General features: G+C 69.6%; 18 protein-coding genes and 1 pseudogene. 12 read left to right on the top strand and 7 right to left on the bottom strand.

The window, feature by feature from the left end; genetic code table 11:
* Positions 1–14 precede the first annotated feature (14 nt).
* The 6 genes and pseudogenes from H288_RS0117650 to H288_RS35125 all read left to right on the top strand — a co-directional run bounded on the left by H288_RS0117650 (position 15) and on the right by H288_RS35125 (position 6,176).
* The gene (locus tag H288_RS0117650; protein WP_020093908.1) at positions 15–395 is read left to right on the top strand and encodes a hypothetical protein; all 381 of its coding nucleotides are present in this window, start codon (positions 15–17) and stop codon (positions 393–395) included.
* A gap of 127 nt (positions 396–522) precedes the next feature.
* Positions 523–1,878 (top strand): efflux RND transporter periplasmic adaptor subunit, encoded by a 1,356-nt coding sequence (locus H288_RS0117645; RefSeq protein ID WP_020093907.1) that lies wholly within the window; start codon positions 523–525, stop codon positions 1,876–1,878.
* Between the two features lie 11 nt (positions 1,879–1,889).
* Positions 1,890–5,138, top strand: a complete 3,249-nt coding sequence (locus H288_RS0117640) for a CusA/CzcA family heavy metal efflux RND transporter (protein ID WP_020093906.1) — start codon at positions 1,890–1,892, stop codon at positions 5,136–5,138.
* Between the two features lie 43 nt (positions 5,139–5,181).
* Complete coding sequence (locus H288_RS0117635; RefSeq protein WP_245274517.1) at positions 5,182–5,682, top strand: threonyl-trna synthetase; 501 nt, start codon at positions 5,182–5,184, stop codon at positions 5,680–5,682.
* 35 nt (positions 5,683–5,717) lie between these two features.
* Positions 5,718–5,930 (top strand): annotated as a pseudogene (locus tag H288_RS0117630) (cation transporter); the annotation flags it as partial.
* Between the two features lie 75 nt (positions 5,931–6,005).
* Complete coding sequence (locus H288_RS35125) at positions 6,006–6,176, top strand: hypothetical protein (protein ID WP_020093903.1); 171 nt, start codon at positions 6,006–6,008, stop codon at positions 6,174–6,176.
* 27 nt (positions 6,177–6,203) lie between these two features.
* Here the strand turns inward: H288_RS35125 and H288_RS32460 are convergent, their stop codons facing one another.
* From H288_RS32460 to H288_RS0117595, 6 genes are all read right to left on the bottom strand, one after another.
* Positions 6,204–7,454 carry an MFS transporter gene (locus tag H288_RS32460; protein ID WP_081636490.1) on the bottom strand — a complete coding sequence of 417 codons (1,251 nt, stop codon included), beginning with the start codon at positions 7,452–7,454 and terminating at the stop codon, positions 6,204–6,206.
* Positions 7,451–8,785 carry an NAD(P)-binding protein gene (locus tag H288_RS0117615; protein ID WP_043712766.1) on the bottom strand — a complete coding sequence of 445 codons (1,335 nt, stop codon included), beginning with the start codon at positions 8,783–8,785 and terminating at the stop codon, positions 7,451–7,453. Before H288_RS0117615 ends, H288_RS32460 begins: the two co-directional genes overlap by 4 nt.
* Before the next feature lie 49 nt (positions 8,786–8,834).
* A complete protein-coding gene (locus H288_RS0117610) occupies positions 8,835–9,149 on the bottom strand; it encodes a metalloregulator ArsR/SmtB family transcription factor (RefSeq protein WP_020093900.1) in 315 nt (104 codons plus the stop codon).
* A gap of 81 nt (positions 9,150–9,230) precedes the next feature.
* On the bottom strand, positions 9,231–10,526 hold the full coding sequence (locus tag H288_RS0117605; RefSeq protein ID WP_020093899.1) for an arsenic transporter: 1,296 nt from the start codon (positions 10,524–10,526) through the stop codon (positions 9,231–9,233).
* A gap of 35 nt (positions 10,527–10,561) precedes the next feature.
* Positions 10,562–10,999, bottom strand: a complete 438-nt coding sequence (gene arsC, locus H288_RS0117600; RefSeq protein ID WP_020093898.1) for an arsenate reductase (glutaredoxin) — start codon at positions 10,997–10,999, stop codon at positions 10,562–10,564.
* Positions 10,992–11,351 carry a metalloregulator ArsR/SmtB family transcription factor gene (locus H288_RS0117595; RefSeq protein WP_026605040.1) on the bottom strand — a complete coding sequence of 120 codons (360 nt, stop codon included), beginning with the start codon at positions 11,349–11,351 and terminating at the stop codon, positions 10,992–10,994. The genes arsC and H288_RS0117595 overlap by 8 nt, the downstream gene beginning before the upstream one ends.
* A gap of 50 nt (positions 11,352–11,401) precedes the next feature.
* Between H288_RS0117595 and arsH the strand changes: the two genes are divergently transcribed.
* The 3 genes from arsH to H288_RS0117580 all read left to right on the top strand — a co-directional run bounded on the left by arsH (position 11,402) and on the right by H288_RS0117580 (position 14,707).
* On the top strand, positions 11,402–12,148 hold the full coding sequence (gene arsH, locus H288_RS0117590) for an arsenical resistance protein ArsH (protein ID WP_020093896.1): 747 nt from the start codon (positions 11,402–11,404) through the stop codon (positions 12,146–12,148).
* Positions 12,149–12,466: 318 nt separating this feature from the next.
* Positions 12,467–13,120, top strand: a complete 654-nt coding sequence (locus H288_RS32455) for a toll/interleukin-1 receptor domain-containing protein (protein ID WP_020093895.1) — start codon at positions 12,467–12,469, stop codon at positions 13,118–13,120.
* A gap of 39 nt (positions 13,121–13,159) precedes the next feature.
* On the top strand, positions 13,160–14,707 hold the full coding sequence (locus tag H288_RS0117580; RefSeq protein WP_020093894.1) for a DUF2235 domain-containing protein: 1,548 nt from the start codon (positions 13,160–13,162) through the stop codon (positions 14,705–14,707).
* A gap of 118 nt (positions 14,708–14,825) precedes the next feature.
* On the opposite strand, the gene H288_RS0117575 is transcribed toward H288_RS0117580, so the two are convergent.
* Positions 14,826–15,473, bottom strand: a complete 648-nt coding sequence (locus H288_RS0117575; protein ID WP_020093893.1) for a CHAT domain-containing protein — start codon at positions 15,471–15,473, stop codon at positions 14,826–14,828.
* Between the two features lie 578 nt (positions 15,474–16,051).
* On the opposite strand from H288_RS0117575, the gene H288_RS0117570 reads away from it, so the two are divergent.
* The 3 genes from H288_RS0117570 (at position 16,052) to H288_RS0117555 (ending at position 19,398) form a co-directional block, all read left to right on the top strand.
* Complete coding sequence (locus H288_RS0117570) at positions 16,052–18,013, top strand: AAA family ATPase (protein ID WP_020093892.1); 1,962 nt, start codon at positions 16,052–16,054, stop codon at positions 18,011–18,013.
* The gene (locus tag H288_RS0117565; RefSeq protein ID WP_020093891.1) at positions 18,006–18,233 is read left to right on the top strand and encodes a hypothetical protein; all 228 of its coding nucleotides are present in this window, start codon (positions 18,006–18,008) and stop codon (positions 18,231–18,233) included. The genes H288_RS0117570 and H288_RS0117565 overlap by 8 nt, the downstream gene beginning before the upstream one ends.
* 577 nt (positions 18,234–18,810) lie before the next feature.
* The gene (locus H288_RS0117555) at positions 18,811–19,398 is read left to right on the top strand and encodes a hypothetical protein (protein WP_020093889.1); all 588 of its coding nucleotides are present in this window, start codon (positions 18,811–18,813) and stop codon (positions 19,396–19,398) included.
* Positions 19,399–19,432 lie beyond the last annotated feature (34 nt).

Genomic DNA, 19,432 nt, shown 5'->3' with positions numbered 1-19,432 from the left:
GCATAAGGACTTCGATGAAGCCGGCGGGACGCCAGAAGGCCTTCGGGGCATGGACGGGGTGGTGGGCGACCGCCGCCCACGCGCTCGCGTTCGTCCTCGCGCTGGCGGTGGCCCTCCCGACGGCGGGCCTCGCCGAGGACCTGGCGTATCACCAGGGCCACCTCGACCATGGCCGGACGGAACTGGTCATGGCGTCCGACCTGATGCCCGCTTCTGCCCGGAAGGCCGACCCCGGCACTGCCTGCCACGTCCATTGCGGTTGCCATGTGGCCATGCCGCTCGACGGAACGGGCGCGGCGGCGCCCGCCACGCTGTCTCGGCCGTGCTACGCGCCGGTCGACGCGACCCTGTCCTCGATCTTCCCCGACCGCCTGCCGAGGCCCCCCCGCGCCTGAGGTGACGCCGCGAAGGCGCGCGTCCTGAAACCCGGGCCGAAAACGCCCCGGGACCGCTTCCTCACGTCATCGCAACGGGACCGACCTGGATGCCGATACGGCACCGGCGTCCCGATGGGCAGGCACCATGCGCATCCTCCTCACCGCGGCCCTGGTGGCCGTTGGCGTCCTCGTGGGCGCCGCCGTTCCCGCCGTGTCCGGCTTCGTTCGCGGCCTTCTCGCCTCGGCCGGGGTTCCACCATCGACGTTCACCTTCGCCGCCGGGCCGGGCGCCGACACCCAAGCGACGGCGCCCGACCGCCAGGGTGGCCATGCCGAGGGTGATGGCCACGACCACGGCCAGGCGGCCGCCCCGAAGGCCGAAGGCCACGCCGACGGCGAGCACGGGCATTCCGAGGCCGAGGGCGAGGACGGCCACGTCAAGATGACGGCCGAGCAGGTCGAAAGCCAGGACATCGGGGTCGCCAAGGCGGCGGGCGGCACGCTCTCCCGGCACATCCTGGTGCCCGGCACGGTCACGCCCGACACCGACCGCATCGCCCGCGTCCCGGCCCGCGTGGTCGGAACGGTGTCCGAGATGCGCAAGCGTCTCGGCGACGACGTCAGGAAGGGCGAGGTCGTCGCCGTGCTCGACAGCCGGGAGGTTGCCGACGCCAAGAGCGATTACCTCACCGCCATGGTCCAGTCCGAGCTGCAGAAGATCAACTTCGACCGCCAGCAGAGGCTGCTGGCGTCCGCGGCGGCGTCCCAGGCCGCGTTCGACAACGCCAAGGCCGTGTTCCAGGAGAACCAGCTCCGGGTCGACCTCGCCCGCCAGAAGCTCTCGGCGCTTGGCCTGAACGCCTCCGAGGTGGCGGCCGCGCAGAAGCGCGACGAAGCGACGCCCAACACCTCGACCCTGCGCCAGTATGAACTGCGCGCGCCCATCGCCGGCCGCATAGTCGAGCGCAAGGTCGACGTCGGCACCGCGGTCGGCAAGGAGGGCGACCCCGCCGATGTCTACACCGTCGCGGACCTGTCCACGGTGTGGATCGAGCTCGCGGTGCCGACCACGGAACTCGCCGAGGTCCGGGAAGGCGCGCGGGTCGCCGTCAAGGGCGGCGGCCGCAGCGCGGAGGGCAAGGTGGTGTTCGTCAGCCCGTTCCTGAATGCCGAGACCCGCTCCGCTCGGGTGGTGGTCTCCCTGCCCAACAAGGACCTGGCCTGGCGCCCCGGCACCTATGTCACCGCCGAGGTCGAGACCGCCACGGACGCAGTGCCGGTGCGGGTGGGCAAGACGGCGCTCCAGACCATCGAGGGCAAGCGCGTCGTCTTCGTGCGCACGGACGAGGGCTTCGAGAAGCGCGAGGTCGAGCTCGGGCGCTCCGACGACGACGGCTTCGAGGTCGTCTCCGGGCTGAAGCCCGGCGAGGAGATCGCCGTCGCCAACACCTTCCTCCTCAAGGCCGAGCTCGGAAAGAGCGAAGCCGACCACGACCATTGAGGGGGCCGGACATGATCTCGAAGATCCTCGACTTCTCCGTCCACCAGCGCTGGCTGGTGCTGCTGCTGTCGCTGTTCGCCGCCGGCTTCGGCGGCTACGCGGTGACCAGGCTGCCCATCGACGCGGTCCCGGACATCACCAACAACCAGGTGCAGATCAACACGACCGCGCCCTCCCTGTCGCCGGTCGACATCGAGAAGCAGGTCACCTACCCGGTCGAGACCGCGCTCGCCGGTATCAAGGGGCTCGAATACACCCGCTCGCTCTCGCGCAACGGCTTCTCGCAGGTCACCGCGGTCTTCGCGGAGAAGCTCGACATCTACTTCGCCCGCCAGCAGGTCGCCGAGCGCCTGTCCCAGGTGAAGCGGGACCTGCCGCCCGGCGCCGAGCCCGCCATGGGCCCGATCTCGACGGGCCTGGGCGAGATCTACATGTGGTCGATCCACTACGCGAAGCCCGGCGAGCGGAGGACCGTGAAGGCGGGCACGCCGGGCTGGCAGCCGGACGGCAGCTACCTGACGCCCGAAGGCCAGCGACTGGCGACGGACCTAGAGCAGACCGCGTACCTACGCACGGTCCAGGACTGGATCATCCGGCCCCAGGTCAAGACCGTGCCCGGAGTGGCCGGCGTCGACGGCATCGGCGGCTTCGAGAAGCAGTACCACGTCCAGCCGGACCCCAATAAGCTCGCCTCCCTCGACCTGTCCTTCACGGACGTCGCGCGCGCCCTGGAGAGCAACAACGCCAACCAGGGCGCCCGCTACCTGGAGGACAACGGCGAGGGCTACGTCGTGCGCGCCGCCGGCCGCCTGGAGGACATGGACGACATCGGCAACGTGGTCGTCGCGACCCGGGGCGGCGTGCCGGTGCGGGTCAAGGACATCGCCGAGGTCCGCATCGGGCGCGACCTGCGCACCGGCTCCGGGAGCGAGGACGGCCAGGAGGTCGTGATCGGCACCGCCCTGATGCTGATCGGCGAGAACAGCCGCACGGTGGCCGCCGCCGTCGATGCCCGCATGGAGCAGATCCGCAGGAGCCTGCCGCCGGGCGTCGAGGTCCAGACCGTCCTCGACCGCACCCGCCTCGTCGAGGCGACCGTGAGGACGGTGGCCAAGAACCTGTCCGAGGGGGCGGCGCTGGTCATCGTCATCCTGTTCCTGCTGCTCGGCAACATCCGGGCGGCGGTCATCACGGCGCTCGTCATCCCGGTGGCGATGCTGATAACCATGAGCGGAATGGTCGAGGCGAGGATCTCGGCGAACCTGATGAGCCTTGGGGCGCTCGATTTCGGGCTCATCGTCGACGGGGCGGTGATCATCACCGAGAACGCGCTCCGCCACCTCGCCGAGCGGCAGCACGCCGTCGGGCGCGCCCTCGACACCGATGAGCGCCTGGAGACCGTGCGGGCGTCGGCCGAGGAGATGATCAAGCCGTCCCTCTACGGGCAGGCGATCATCATCCTGGTCTACGTCCCGCTCCTGACCTTCACGGGCGTCGAGGGCAAGATGTTCGAGCCGATGGCGCTCACGGTGATCATCGCCCTGGTCTCGGCCTTTGTCCTGTCGCTGACCTTCGTGCCGGCGCTCATCGCCATCGTCATCACCGGCAAGGTCACCGAGACGGACAACCTCATCATCCGGGCGCTGAAGGCCGCCTACCGGCCGGTGCTCGGGGCGGCGGTGCGCGGCCCCTTCGCCTTCATCGGCGCGGCGCTGCTGCTGCTCGTCGGGGCGGGTCTTCTGTTCACCCGGCTCGGGACCGAGTTCATCCCGCAACTCGACGAGAAGAGCATCGCGCTGAACGCGACACGCATCCCGTCGACCTCGCTGACACAGTCGCAGGCGATGCAGTTGAACGTCGAGAAGGCGGTCTCTAAGTTCCCGGAGGTCGCCTACGTGTTCTCGAAGACCGGCACGGCCGAGGTCGCCTCCGACCCGATGCCTCCGAATTCCTCCGACACATTCGTGATGCTCAAGCCGCAGGAGGAATGGCCCGACCCGAGCCTGTCCAAGGCCGAACTGCAGGAGCGGATCGAGAAGGCGGTCGGGGCGCTCGCGGGCAACGTCTACGAGTTCTCGCAGCCCATCCAGCTGCGCTTCAACGAGCTCCTGGCCGGCACCCGGGGTGACCTCGCCGTGAAGGTGTTCGGAGAGGAGTTCGAGCCGATGCTTAAGGCGGCCAACCAGGTCGCGGCGGTCCTCAAGGGCATCGACGGCGCCGAGGACGTGAAGGTCGAGCAGACGGCGGGCCTGCCGTTCCTGGAGATCAGGATCAACAAGGCCGAGGCCGGCCGCTACGGCCTGAGCACCGGGGCGATCCAGGAGGTCATTGGCGCAGCCATCGGCGGCAAGGAGGCCGGCGTCGTGTTCGAGGGCGACCGGCGCTTCCCCATCGTCGTGCGCCTGAACGACAAGGTGCGCGAGGACCGCGAGGCCCTGGAGAACATCCCGGTGCCGCTGCCGCCAGGCCCGAACGGCAAGGCGAGCTCGGTCCTGCTCAAGCAGGTGGCGGGCTTCTCGGTCACGGAGGGCCCGAACCAGATCTCCCGCGAGAACGGCAAGCGCCGGGTCGTCGTCACCGCCAACGTCCGCGGGCGGGACATCGGCTCGCTCGTGGCGGAGGCTCAGGCGAAGGTCGGGAGCCAGGTGCGGTTGCCGCCGGGCTACTTCGTGACCTGGGGTGGCCAGTTCGAGAACCTCGCCTCGGCCAAGCGACGGCTGATGGTCGTGGTGCCGGTCTGCTTCTTCCTGATCTTCCTGCTGCTGTACTCGGCGTTGGGCTCGCCGCGGGACGCGGCTCTGGTGTTCAGCGCCGTGCCGCTGGCCCTGACCGGCGGCATCGCGGCGCTGTGGCTTCGCGGGATGCCGGTGTCGGTGCCGGCCGCGGTAGGGTTCATCGCGCTATCCGGCGTGGCGGTCCTCAACGGGCTGGTGATGCTGACCTTCATCAAGCAGCTCGTGGCGGAAGGCCGGCCGAAGCGGGAGGCGATCCTGGAGGGGGCCATGACCCGGCTCCGGCCAGTGGCGATGACGGCCCTGGTCGCCTCGCTCGGCTTCGTGCCGATGGCCATCGCCACCGAGACCGGGGCCGAGATCCAGCGCCCGCTCGCCACCGTAGTCATCGGCGGCCTGATCAGCGCGACGCTCCTGACGCTGGTCGTGCTGCCGGCGCTCTACGCCCGCTTTGGCAGGATCGCTCCCGCGAAGGCCGCGCCGCTAGCGCGGGAATCGGAGCGTCGCCACCTCAAGGCGGCGGAGTAACCCGATGCGGACCGCCCCATGGTGCGCGGCGGTGACGGCCGTCATGGCATCGGCCTGCGCGGCCATCGCCGGAGAGGCGCCGTTCGGTCTCGCCTGGGGTCCGGTCGCGACGGTGCCGCGGCCGCTCAAGGTGGACCGTGAGGCGAACCTGACCGCGTTGTACTACCCGCGGGGCTGGCGACCGGCCGTAGGCTCGGAGACCGCCGAGGTCGTGCTGGTGGTCTGTCGGGAGGAGGGCCTGCAGCAGGTCGTCTGGGTCGGCCTGCCCCTGGCCGGCGAGGCGTTCGCGCGGGCGCGCCAAGCCATCCACGACGAGGGCGTCCGCCGCTACGGCGAGCCCGACCCGGGGCCGTCGCCCGATTCCGAGGTCTGGCCGGGAGGCGGGGCGTTCCTCGCCATCCGTGAGGTCGGCGACGGTCGGCGCGAGCTCGTCATGACAACGTCCGGCCCCGGTTACGCCACCTGTTCGACGGCCCACCGTGCCGCGACCGGACACCCGGCCGGCGCGCACGTCGCCGACCTCATCGGACACGACGACCCCTGAGCCTGTGTCGGGCGGCAACGAGGAACGGGAGCGACATGGGACACGGACATTCGCACGGGGGTGGCATTCCCCCGGGCTTCGCGGCGGGCCGGAACAAGGGGCGCCAGGCAAGGGCGCTCGCCCTGACCTTGGCCTGCATGGCGGCCGGGGTGGTGGGCGGCCTGTTCACCGGCAGCCTCGCGCCGCGGCCCGACGCCGCGCGCATGGTCACGGACGACAGTGGCCTGGTCCTGTCGCTCCCCGCCATCCGGCACGTCACCGCCCGGGTCGAGGACGAAGCGCTCGCGTCCGGGGCTCCCCGGCTCGCGATCTAGGAGGCGTCGATGGCCGGCAAAAAGGTCGCGCGGGAGCAACTCGACTGGGGCCCGTGCTCGCGACGGCGGCGGCGCGTCCGTCCGGAGATCCGCAAGGCTGCGGCCCGGTCGCTCGCCGGGGCGATGGCGCTGGTGCTGGTCGCGCTGGTGTTGATCATAGCGGCGGCGCGTTACGCGTAGGCCGTCGGACCCATCGCGAATGCGCATTCAGGCACGCCCGCAGCCGGACCCCTTTCTTCCTTTCCCCGCGGGCGGGCGAAATCCTGTGGGCAAGTCCGGGGCCGTTACGCTGATCGACCTGCACCGCCAGAGCCCGGCGATGAGGCCGAGGTTGGCCAGCGCCAGGACCGTAAGCGACCACCACAGCACGTCCGGGCCGGCGTGGGTGATCACGAACGCGCCGGCTGGCGGCGCAAGCGCCTGCGCGACCAACCCCGGCCTCGCCAGTCGGCCGACGACCAGCGGGTAGCGCACGGGACCGAACAGGGCCAGGGGCACCGTGCCCCGTGCAATCGAATAGATGCCGTTGCCGCCGCCGTAGAGCACCAGCCAGACCCCGACGCCGGGCAGGCCCAGGGCGAGTAGCACCAGGCCGAGGGCGACCAGCGCCAGGGCCGCGGTTAGGGTCCAGAGCGGGTGGTGGCGGCCCTTGAACGACATCTCCACGATGCGGGCGCCGACCTGCGCCGGGCCGATCAGCGCCCCGTAGGACACCGCCGACGCCAGCGCGACGCCCCGCGCCTGCAGGAGCGTCAGCAGGTGGACCGACACCAACGACATGATCGCGCCGCCGAGGATCAGCACCCCCGCGAACAGGAGGAACGCGCGCCGCTCCGCGCCGGATAGCGGTCCAGTGTCGGCCTGGCGATGCCCCGTGCCAGCCGGCAGCGCCTGGGCCTTCGGGATGAGCAGGAGCACAAGCGGCAGGGTGACCGTGAGGTGCAGGCCTGCGTAGGCTAGGCAGGCCCCCCGCCAGCCGACCTGCGCGACCAGGAACGCGGAGAGTGGCCAGCACACGGTGCTGGCGAACCCGCCCCACAGGGTCAGCGTCGTGATCGCCGGCCGCGCCTCCGCGCCGTAGAGCCGGCCGAGTGTCGCGAAGGCCGGGTCATACAGCCCGCAGCCCATGCCAAGGCCGAGGAGCAGCCAGCCGGCGAGGTAGACCGGCAGAACGGGCGCGAGGGCCAGCGTGGTGAGCCCGACCGTCAGCAGAAGCGCGGCCAGCGCCAGGACGGGGCGACCGCCGTGGCGATGGATCGCCGCCCCGACGTGCGGCGAGGCGAACGCGGCGACCAGCAGGCCGAGCGATAGCCCACCGACCACCCAGGCCAGGGACCAGCCGGTGCCGTCCGCCACCGGCCCGGCGAGCACCGCCGGCAGGTAGAACGAGGACCCCCAGGCGAGGATCTCGATCACCCCCAGGGCGGAGATCACCGGCCAGCGTCGACCCTCGCTCACGCCGCCTGCCCGCAGCAGGACGCCGTCCGAGGATCGGGGGCCGGCTCGCCGCAACAGCCATCTTCCCTGCGCGACGTCGAGCACACGCCCGTTTCCGGGAGGGTCAACTGCACGGCATCGGCGGCGGCCAAATCGCCGTCCAGCGCGGCCACGATCGAACGCACCTGCTCGTAGCCCGTCATCATCAGAAACGTCGGCGCACGGCCGTAGCTCTTGATGCCGGCCGTGTAGAACCCCGGCTCGGGGTGCGCGAGCTCGCGATGGCCGTGCGGATAGACCGTGCCGCATGAATGCAGGTTCGGATCGATCAGCGGCGCGAGCGCGCGGGCGCCCTCAAGCCAAGGATCAAAGTCGAGGCGGAGGTCCCGGGTGAGCGCCAGATCGGGCCGTTGGCCGGTCGCGGCCACAAGGTTGTCGACCGGGCCGAGCACGCGTGGCCCGCAGCACGTCTCGCCTTCGACCAAAAGCCTCCCCCCTTCGGGCTTGACCCCCGTCACCGCGAACCCCTTGGTCAGTCGGACGCGGCCGCCCTCGACGAGGGCGCGCAGGTTGCTGCCGAGCGCGCCACGCGCGGCGAGCTTGTCGTTCGCGCCGCCGCCGTAGAGCCGCGTCAGATCCGAGCCGCGTGTCGCCCACAGGATTACGGTGCCCTCGGCATCCTCGGCCAGCCGGGCGAGGTCCAGCAGCACGTTGGCCGCCGAATGCCCCCCTCCGACGACGAGCGTCGTCTTGCCGGCATAGACGCCCCGTTCCCGTTCCAGGACATCCGGGACGCGGTAGGTGATCCGATCCGCCAAGTCGGCTTCGCCCGCGGCGGGAAGGCCGTTGGCCCCGGCAGGGTTCGGGCTCGCCCAAGTCCCGGAGGCGTCGATCACCGCGCGGGCGAGGTCGCGCCTCGCTCGGCCTTGCCCATCCGTAGCCGCGAGCACGAAGGGCCGCGTCTCGCGGCCCCGGGAGATCACCTTATCGATGCCGTGGCGGCCGATGGCGTGGACGCGGACGCCGGTCTCGACGATGGCGGCCATCTCCGGTGCGGCGGCGAGGGGTGCGAGATAGGCCTCCACCAACTCATGCCCGGTCGGATAGCCATCCGCGGGCGGCTCCGACCACCCTGTCGCCAGCAGGATCCGCCGCGCCGCCGGGTCGATGTTGAACTCCCACGGCGAGAACAGCCGGACGTGGCCCCAGTCGCGTACGTTCGCGGCGACGGCCGCCCCCGCCTCGTAGACCTTCACGGGCAGACCGCGTTCCAGGCAGTGCGCCGCGGCCGTCAGGCCCACGGGGCCAGCGCCGATCACCGCGACCGGCAGACGGGACAAGCTCTCGATCATCGCTTCCTCCATTATTTCCAGAATTATCGAATTAACGGACCGAAAAAATTCAGGCGGCCGTGCTCGTGCCGACACAGCCCGCGTCCGCGCAGCACTCGTTCACGAGGAAGCCGACGAGATCGTTCATCGCGGGATAGACCGCCCGGCAGATGAGGGAGGTGGCGTGACGCTCCTGCGTTACCAAGCCGGTGAGGATCAGGCGGTGAAGGTGGTGGGACAGCGTCGAGGCCGCGATGCCCAGCCGGTCCTGAACCTGGCCCACCGGCAGGCCCGCATGACCCGCCCGGACCAGGGTCCGGTAGATGGCGAGGCGGGTCGGGTTGCCGAGGGCCTCAAGCTGCTTGGCTGCTTGTTCGAGGTTCATGGAAATAAGCTGGCCGATGACCTACGACCGGTCAAGACATTATTTCGACGATTGCCGAATTAGCGACGTATCGGGAGCCCATTACCGCGTGCCGAGCAGTGGCAGCCACGCCGCCAGCGCCAGCAGCGTGACCAGCAGCACGGGCGTGGTGATGACCAGGCCGACCTTCATGTACTGGCCCCAGGTAATCCTCTGGCCCTTGCTGTCGAGGACGTGCAGCCAGAGCAGGGTGGCGAGGCTGCCGATGGGCGTGAACTTCGGGCCGAGGTCGCAGCCGATGACGTTGGCGTAGACCATCAACTCGCGGGTCAGCGGAGAGAGGTCAGGGGCTTGCTGGATCGAGAGCGCCCCGATCAGCACGCTCGGCATGTTGTTCATCACCGACGACAGGATGGCCGCCGCAAAGCCGGTGCCGACCGTGGCGACCCATGGGCCATGACCGGCGAGCCAGACCAGGCCCTTGGCCAGCTCGTCGGTCAGGCCGGCGTTCCGCAGGCCGTAGACCACGAGGTACATGCCGAGGCTGAACAGGACGATCTGCCAGGGCGCTCCGGTCAGCACCTTGCGGATCGGGATGGTCCCGCCCCGGTTCGCGAGGAGCAGCAGCACCGCGGCGCCCGCACAGGTCACGGCCGACACCGGCACCCCGAACGGCGCGGTGACGAAGTACGCCAGCAGCAGGATGCCGAGCAGCGGGAACGCCGCACGGAACACGAGCGGGTCGCGGATCGCCTCGGCCGGGCGCTCCAGGGCGTCCACGGGATAGGTCGCCGGCACGTCGCGCCGGAAGTAGGCCCACAGCACCAGCAGCGTCGCCGCCAGGGAGACGAGGTTCACCGGCACCATCACGGCGGCGTACCGGCCGAAGGTCACGTCGAAGAAGTTGGCCGAGACGATGTTGACGAGGTTCGAGATCACCAGCGGCAAGGAGGTCGAATCCGCCACGAACCCGCAGGCGACGATGAACGCGAGCGCCGCCGCCGGCTTGAAGTCGAGCCTGAGCAGGATCGCGAGGACGATGGGCGTGAGCAGCAGCGCGGCGCCGTCGTTGGCGAACACCGCCGCGATGGCCGCGCCGAGGAGCACGACCAGGGGAAACAGGCGACGACCCTTGCCCCCGCCCCATCGGGCGATGTGGAGCGCGGCCCAGTGGAAGAAGCCGGCCTCGTCGAGCAGAAGCGAGATGATGATGAGCGCCACGAAGGTGAAGGTGGCGTCCCAGACGATGTGCCAGACCACCGGGATGTCGCCGGGATGGATCACCCCGGTGGCCAGAGCGACGCCCGCGCCGGCGAGCGCGCTCCACCCGATCCCGAGGCCCTTGGGCTGCCAGATGACGAAGACGAGGGTGACGAGGAATATGGCGAGCGCGAGCATCCGGGCGTTTTCTTCTTATCGTTCCATGGGATGCTTCAGGCGGTGGCGACGCGGCGGCCCTGCTCGTCCACGACCCGCTCGCCGTCTTCCTTGACGAACTCGCCCTGCTGCTCGGGCAACAGGTCCAGGACCGCCTCGGATGGCCGGCACAGGCGCACGCCCTTCGGGCTGACCACGAGCGGACGGTTGAGCAGCACAGGATGCGCCTCGACCGCGTCGAGGAGTTGCCCGTCGGTCAGCGCCGGGTCCCCGAGGCCGAGCTCGGCGAAGGGCGTGCCCTTCTCGCGTAGGGCGTCACGCACCGACAGGCCGGCGCGGTCGAGCATGCGTCTGATGAGCGCCCGGTTCGGAGGCGTCTTGAGGTACTCCACCACGTGCGGCTCGATGCCGGCGTTGCGGATCATCGCCAGGGCGTTGCGGGACGTGCCGCAATCCGGGTTGTGGTAGATCACGACGTCGAACGGCTCAGGCATGGGCGGTCTCTCCGATGGTGCAGTCGCAGGCGGCAAGAGCGGCCACGGCGGGGGCGCAGACCTCCGGATGGCCCTGGCAGCAGTCGCGCATCAGGAACTGGACGAGGTCCGACAGCGCCGGGTAGGCGGCGCTGTAGATGATCGAGCGGCCCTCGCGGCGGGACGTGACCAGCCCGGCATGGCTCAGTTCCTTGAGGTGATGGGACACGGTGGCCGCGGACACGCCGACCGCGTCGGCCAGGACGCCGGAGGCCAGCCCCCCGGGCCCGGCGGTCACCAGCGCCCGCACCAGACGGAGGCGGTGCTCCTGCCCGAGGGCGAGGAAGGCGGCGAGGGCTTGCGTCTCGTCCATCATCTCTACAATTATCAAATCACCTTTTGAACGTACAGGAATGCAGATCCTTGGACAAGCCCGCACAGCCCTTCACCGACGGCCTGCCGAACCTGAGCGAGGGGCACTTCGAGATCCCGACCGGTGCCAGCCTGCAGGTGGTTGCGCCGTTCACCCACGCCCCACGCTTCCTGATCCTGTACGGATCGCTCCGGGAGCGCTCGTTCAGCCGCTTCCTCGCTTACGAGGCCGCGCGCTTGCTTGAGGCGATGGGCGGCGAGGTGCGGATCTACGACGCGCACGGCCTGCCGCTGCCCGACGACAGCACCGCCGATCACCCGAAGGTCCAGGAACTCCGGGACCTCTCGATCTGGTCGGAGGGGCACGTCTGGGTCAGCCCCGAGCGCCACGGCGCCATGACCGGGGTGATGAAGAGCCAGATCGACTGGCTGCCCCTGTCGGAGGGGTCGGTGCGCCCGACGCAAGGCAGGACCCTGGCCGTGATGCAGGTTTCGGGCGGCTCGCAGTCGTTCAACGCCGTGAACGGCCTGCGCATCCTCGGGCGCTGGATGCGGATGATCACCATCCCGAACCAGTCCTCGGTGCCGATGGCCTACAAGGAGTTCGACGAGGCCGGCCGGATGAAGCCCGGCCCACTCTACGACCGGGTCGTCGACGTCTGCGAGGAGCTGATGAAGTTCACGCTCCTGACCCGGGAGCGATCCGACTACCTCGTGGACCGCTACTCGGAGCGCAAGGAGCGCGACCCGGACCGGCTCAAGGCCGTGGCCGCCGATATCGGGTTCGTGAAACGATAGCCACGCTCGCCCTCCCCATACGGAGGAACCCGCCGAGCACGGCGTCGCCCATCGCGGTGAGTTACGCCCCCTCCCGGCCTTGCCGCTCCCGCTGGTCTCGCCCAGGGGGCTCACGGCCCGTCCGCCGTAATCGGGGTCTGCCCTCGGGCGGATGCAGGTTACGCGACCGACGGCCTGGCCGGCGGCGGAACAAAAGGAGGCCAGGGGGCTTGAGTCTCGAACTTGGCCGCCGCGTTCGAGGGGGCTGCCGTGACCGTGAAGTCAGGGACCAACAAGCCGAAGCCGCCAGCGAGGAGGGCGGCGCCGGGCACGCGTGCCTTGGTTCCCGCGAAAGCCACGGCGCCGAAGCCCAAGAAGGCGAAGGTGCGGATCTTCGTGTCGTACTGCCACGCGAACGAGATCCAGCAGGCGAAGCTTCAGATCCACCTCGCCCAGTTGAAGCGCGACGAGGTCGAGACCTGGTTCGACGGCGACATGGAAGCCGGGGACAGGCTGAACACCGAGATCTCGCGCAAGCTGCGCGAGGCGGACATCTTCGTCGCGCTAATGAGCCCGGAGTACATCGCCAGCCACTGGTGCCAGTTGGAGTACAGGCGGGCCATGGGCCGTCGGGCCAGGGGCTCCATGCGGATCGTGGTGGTCGTGGTCCGGCCCTGCGCCTGGAAGGATACCGGGGCATCCGACCTGAAGGTTCTTCCGCGCGACGGGAGGACCGTGAGCGACTGGCGGTCGATGGACCATGCCTTCGCGAACGTGGCCGAGGGCATCAAGGGCGCCGTCAAGGCCGTGCGGGTCGCGCTTCCCCCGGCGGTCCCGGCCCGGCCCGCCAAGGCGATGCGGTCCGCCGCGGCGCCCGTAGCCAAGAAGCGGCCTGTTTCCGCCAAGGGCGGCCGGAGCGCCTCGACGAAGGTAAGCCCCGGCGCGGGGGCGGCCAAGGGCAAGCGCCCGGCGCGGAGCCGCGCGACCGGTTAGAAACGGATCGAGGAGCCGGCCTGAACGGCCGGATGGGGCATGCCGAAGAACATCGTCGTCTTCTCGGACGGCACCGGCCAGGACGGCGGGGTGAGGCCCGAGCAACGGGTCAGCAACGTCTACAAGATGTACCGGGTCTGCCGCACCGGGCCGGACAGCTCCATCGACCCGGCGGAGCAGGTCGCGTTCTACGACCCCGGCCTCGGAACCGACATCGGCGCGACCGCGCTCACCGCCCCCGTGCGCTTCGTCCAGAAGCTGCTGGCCTCGGTCACCGGCCGCGGCATCACGACGAACATCGTCGACTGCTACGAGTTCATCATCAACCACTACCGGCAGGGCGACCGCATCTTCCTCATCGGGTTCAGCCGCGGTGCCTACACCGCACGTTGCGTGGCGAACCTCCTCATGCTGTGCGGCATCCCTACGCGCGGGGCGGGTGGGCCTCTGCCCCGCTTCCGCAAGGCCGCCCGCGACATCGCCCAGGAAGCGGTCGACACCGTCCTGGAGCACGGGGCGGGCCACCCGCGCGAGAAGTACGAGGCGGAGCGCGACGAGCAGGCCCGCCGGTTCCGGGAGTGTTACGACTCCGCCCACGAGACCGGCGAACCCGGTCGGTCGAACGCCGCGCCGTACTTCATCGGCGTGTTCGACACCGTGGCGGCCCTCGGGGCCACGGGGGCCCGGCGTTTGCTGATACAGGCGGGCCTTGGCGTCGGTGCGGCCCTCGGCCTGGCGCTGGTCGGGATGCTGCCTGCCGCCGCCCTCGCCGGTCTCCTGCACGCCTATCCTGGACTGCAATTCTGGGCCGCCTTCAGGTGGATCCTTCTCCTCGCGGTCATCGCGGGAGGCGCCTGGCTATGGTTGCGGGAGCGTGGCTCGCGCAGGAAGGTGATACGCGACTTCCCCAACCCGGGGGACGTCAGCAAGCACATGGCGGATTGGAAGGGGGAGAACTTCGACCGCCTGCTCAGCCGCTTCGTCCGCTATGCCCGCTCGGCCAATGCCATCGACGAGACCCGCAAGGACTTCGACCGCGTCGCCTGGGGCGGCATTCAGGACGGGGCGCATGACCATGCCGAGGGTCCCACACGACTCGTCCAGCTCTGGTTTGCGGGCAACCATTCCGACATCGGGGGCAGCTACCCCGAGGCAGAGTCTCGGCTGTCCGACATCTCGCTGAAGTGGATGGTCGAGGAGGCCACCCGCATCCCGGACGGCCTCAGGGTCGACGGGCTGAAGGCGCCGGGCGACGCGACGGGGAACCCGAAGCTTCACCTTTTTCCGGCCGCGGACGGCGTGCAGCACTGCGAGATCGCCGGCATGCACGACACCATCGAGCGCTCCGTCCCGAGGTTCCTGCACCGGTTCTCCGCGTCATGGAACTGGGCCGTGCAGGTGCGGAAGGTCGCCCATGACGCGCCGGTCCACCCAACCGTTGCGGAGAGGTTCGAACTGACGTCGGTCCCGCAATGCGCCGGGTCCGGCCCCTACCTTCCGGCGGCGCTGGCGAACCACGACCGGTTCAAGGGCCGCTACCTGGCAGCGGGGGGGTCGCAGGCTCCCGGGGCGGCCGCATCGGCATGATGGCAGGGTACCTTGCCGCCCCGGGCGCCCTCATGGACGAAAGGCGTCGGCTGCCTCGGGCTCCGTCTCGCGCCTGAGCGCGCGGAACTGGTCCCTGTACGCCGGTCGATCGTCTGTCTCATTCCTTTCGCGGGCCTATCGTGACCCGCCGCACCTCGCCCTTCTCGTCGCCTCGCAGGAACAAGCGGAAGCGCTCGTTGACCAGCCTCGCGCAGGTCCCGACATTCTCCTCGATGCGCCTGTTCGACATCCCCCGCCGTTTCTTAGTGCGCGCGCCGGACTTATCCCGCGGCTCCTCCTTGAACATCAGGTGGTAGAAAGCGGTCCAGAACACCGCGGCGTCGTCGAACCCGATCTTGTTCATGGGTGCGAGCACCGACAGGCATCCGCTTTGCTCCATCAGGGTCTCCGCGAAGTCGCCGCGGGCGGCGAGGCAGGACGACAGGAACAGACGACGGCCATCCAGGTGAGGTTTGAGGAGCGCCACGAGCTTGGCGTTCAGGATCCTGCCAGTGGTGAGGGCCAAGCCCTCCATCCGGTCCTTGTCGTCGATGCTTCCGTGGCAGGACAGGTGCAGGTAGCGATGTGACGAGTCGCCGAACTCGCTTGCCACGGCCATGAGCTCGGGGACGCTCTTGATGTAGACGTACGCGCTCCGCTTGCCGGACAGTTGCAGCGTCTTGCTGATGATCTCGCCCTCCCGCAGGGTTTGTTCCTCCAGGAATCCGAGACTTTCGACGATGCAGACTGTCGGGTTCTTCGACACGGAGGCTACCTTTCGGGCGAAGGCGTTGCCGGACGACGCGCGGTCATCCGACGGTTCATGAGGAAGCCATTCGCCAGCAAGTATTTGGACGCCACGGATCCAGATACCAGTGTACGAGCATCCAGGCCTGACCGGCCCAACAGGAGCCCTCTGGAGCGTGATGGTGGGCAGCCTCATCTGATCCCCGCATGCTCCGTCATATCGCGTTAACCCTGAGGGCGGGTTGTCCCCCGCTCCCGTTCCAAGACCGCTTGCGATCAGGGATCTACACCCGCAATTAGGAAGGCATGTTCGCGACGTTCAAACGCTTGGCGAACCGGACGGCGATCCCCGTGCCGGCCTGCGCCGATTCCTCCCGCGGATAGCCGCGCGCCTGATTTCGCGCGTCCCGGGAGCCCGTTTAACGGAAGCCTCCCGATGACCAGACACCTCCGAAAACACGCTGCCGCGCCTGCGGCGGGGCTTTCTCCGTCCGCCTGTCGTCACTGGCGCCAAGTGCGCCGACCCGACCCCGACACCCGTGAGGGCTGACCCGGCGCCGAAGGACGCGCCCGGCTGCCCCGCGTGCGGAGGCAGCGATGATCCAAGACCTGAAGAGACGCTCCGCCAAGGCGGCGGAGCAGTACCACGCCATCCTCGACGAGGAGGAAGCCCGGCAGGCCGCCTCATCGGCCCGGCAGGCAGATCCTGCGGCCAGGCCCTACTCCCTCGTGATTTTGGGCCAGCTCCTCTTGGACGCGTCCCTGACACCAGTCGAGCGGAAGCGGCTGGCCAAGGCGCCCGGCCTCTCCGTCCTGATCGAGTCCCCGACCGCCGAATGGGTAAGGCCCCTCCATCGGGCCATCGGGCACGTCGGTCCTTGGGTGCATCACGAGATGCGCGACGGCACGCCCCGCAACCGTCGCAAGCCCGATGACGGGGCGGACGAGATCGCGGAGACCATGGCTCGTGGCGGCCGGCTCTGCATCGTCTGCCACGCGCCGTCCACGCACCTACATCGGTCGTTTCTCGGCGCCGTCGACATGCATGTCCGTGTCAGGCCACCTACTGTCGAGCTGGTGACGGAGGCCATCAGGCAGGTGACCGGCAAGCGGCCCAGGACAGGCCCAGGTACGGTCGCCGGCCTCGATTTCACCGACCTCGTGGCGGCGATCAGGGGCAACTCCGCGGCCCGTTGCGTCGCGCGGATAGAGGCGGCCGTGCGGTTGCGGTTCGGTGGTCCCCAACGGCTCAGGGACGTGCCGACCGTGCAGAACGCCATTGGCTACGGGCAGGCAGGTGAATGGGCTGCCCAACTCGTTGCGGACCTGAAGGACGGGTCGGATGCCGCTTGGCGGGACGCTGAGAAGTCCGCCGTTCTTTACGGTCCGCCGGGCACGGGCAAGACGAGCCTAGCCTACATAGTAGCCAAGTCGGCCAACCTGCACTTGGTCGAGACGTCGGTCGCAGCTTGGTTCGAGGGATCCTCCTATCTCGAACGGGTCCTCGGCAGGCTGCAGGAAGCGTTCAGGGAGGCGCGGGCGAAGGCGCCGTGCGTGCTCTTCCTTGACGAGTGCGAGGCCTTCCCGTCCCGCGACCTCACCGACGACAGGAACGCGTCGTACTACGGACCCCTGCAGGCGGCGTACCTGAAGGAGCTGGAGGAGACGGCGGCCGAAGGATCCCGCGTCGTTCTCATCGCCGCCACGAACCACGTCTCGAAGGTGGATCCGGCCGTTCTCCGGCCCGGTCGCCTCGGTCGCTCGATCTACGTGGGTCCGCCCGACAGGGCGGCGCTTGCCGACATCATCCGGCAGCACCTGGGCGACGACCTGCCCGACGCCGACCTGGGCGGCGTGGCGGCGCTCGGCATCGGCGGCACGGGCGCCGAGGTCGTGGCGTGGGTGCGGGGCGCCCGGCGACGCGCCCGCGTCAACGCCCGCGCCATGGAACTCGACGACCTCGTGCGCGAGGTCGCCCCGCCAGACGGGCGTTCCGACGCCGCGCGATGGCGATGCGCGTGCCACGAAGCCGGTCACGCTACGGTGGCGCACCAAGGCGGCGAGATCGTGCAGCGCGTCAGCATCGTCCCGCGGGGACGTGCCGGTGGTCATACGCTCTCAATCGCCGGCGACGAGGGCCCGACAATGACACCGTCAATCCTTGAGACGGTGGTCGCCGCGACCCTAGGCGGTCGCGCCGCGGAGGAGGCGATGGGCCTGGGCCTGTCGACGGGGGCGCATGACGACCTGCGGGTCGCGACGGGCCTCGCGGCCGCGGCCAGGGTCTCGTTCGGGATGTCGGGCAGCCTCGTGCACCGCGCGCCGTCCGACAAGGCGGCAGCACTCTGTGAGACCGACCCCGTCCTCCGGGACGAGGTCGGTGCCGACCTTGCCAGGGCCTACTCGGTCGCCCTGGCCACGGTGACGAGACACAGGCGCTTCGTCGAGTCACTCGCGAAGCTCCTGCTGGAGGTCAGGGTCGTCGAACGCGGTGATTTCCTCGCCCTGGCGGAGTCGCACGACCGGGCCCTCGCCGACGGAGGGCAGAACAATGGATGAGCGCGTGCTCTGTCTGCTCCAGACCTTCGCCGAGATCGAGCGCGAGCTCGGCGCGGATGTGTTCGACGGCGTGATCGAGCGGGCCAGGCTGGCCGTGGCGGCGGAGGTAATGGTCGAGGCGGAAAGAAGGGCCATCCGCTCCAGGCGCGGGTTGCCGCCCGGCGGATGCGAGGTCATCGCGTTCCCGGACCGGGGATGCCCGGTGGACGGGGACGGCTGACGGATGCGTCCGGCGATCCGTGACCAAATCCCTGGCCTCGCTGCATTGCCTGTGGACAATGCCGGCGGCCAGGAATTTGTAAACCCGGCTTCAGGTGGTGCCGGGGCACTGTGTGTTCACACCACCACGGCAGGCCACAGGCCAGCATCGAGCCGCCAACCAGGGAGGCGAGCCATGTCCGACACGACCGTTCGCCTATTTGCGGCCTGCCACTCGGCGATGGTGGGATCCTCCGAACGCAAATGACCAGCCGCGCCCTCCGGCGCCCCGAAGCCTCGCGCTTGCCCGAAGGCCCGTTCCGCACGGGCCGCGGCGTCCTGCACTTGCCCGGGAGGTCCCTCGTGTTCAGCAGACAAGACATACTCGCCGACCTGTGTGCCGGCCGTCCCACCCTGTTCTCGGCCCCGTTCGTCCTGCCGCCCAAAGGCTGACAGGCTAGTCCTCGCCAAAGGGGGACACGGGGGAACTCGCGCAAGCGGCCCCCGATCTGGTCGGCGTCGATTTCGCCAGGACCGGCGCCGCGAGGATCCCGAGATCCCGCAAGGTCGGGCCTTCCGCCGGGGACGTCATCGATCACGTGCGGCGTCGTCGCCACGGGTTCGAGAGCGAGAGCGAGCGCACCGTCATCACGGTGCTCTCCTCATTCTCGACGGTCCGCGCGATCTACGAGCAGGTGAAGATGACATACGTGCGCGACGGTGCGCGGTGCGTCTACTTCATGGACCTCGTGGTCGAGCACCGCTGCGGCCATCGCAAGGCCTACGCGGTCAAGGCGAATGCGCGGGGTGCCCTCAGGGACGACACCGCCGCCATCCTGAAGCTGATTAGCGACCAGGACACGGCCGGTTTCGCCCAGGACTACCGACTGGTGACCTTCGAGGGGCTCGACCCCGAGACGGTGACCAACGCCAGCCTGATCGCCCGCTGCGGTGCCGAGGAGGACCGCGAGGCGTGGGAAGCGGTCCGTACAGTTCTCCCAAGCCTCCCCCCGAGCGTGACCGCCAGGGAGATCGGGCTGGCCTCGGGATACGATGTCAGGGGGATGAGGGCCGCTTTCGCCCTCATCCCGGCGGGCCTCCTCAGGAACCCGCCAGGCAAGCGTCTTCAACTGGACACGCCCTTAACTAACTTCGCGTGCCCTAGAAACGCTAACCACGCCTTTTAACACGTCCTGCAACTGAAGCCGGAAGTATGTCGTC

The organism is Methylobacterium sp. 285MFTsu5.1, from assembly GCF_000383455.1.
Taxonomy (GTDB): Bacteria; Pseudomonadota; Alphaproteobacteria; order Rhizobiales; family Beijerinckiaceae; genus Methylobacterium.
This window is presented reverse-complemented; position numbering and strand designations above follow the sequence as displayed.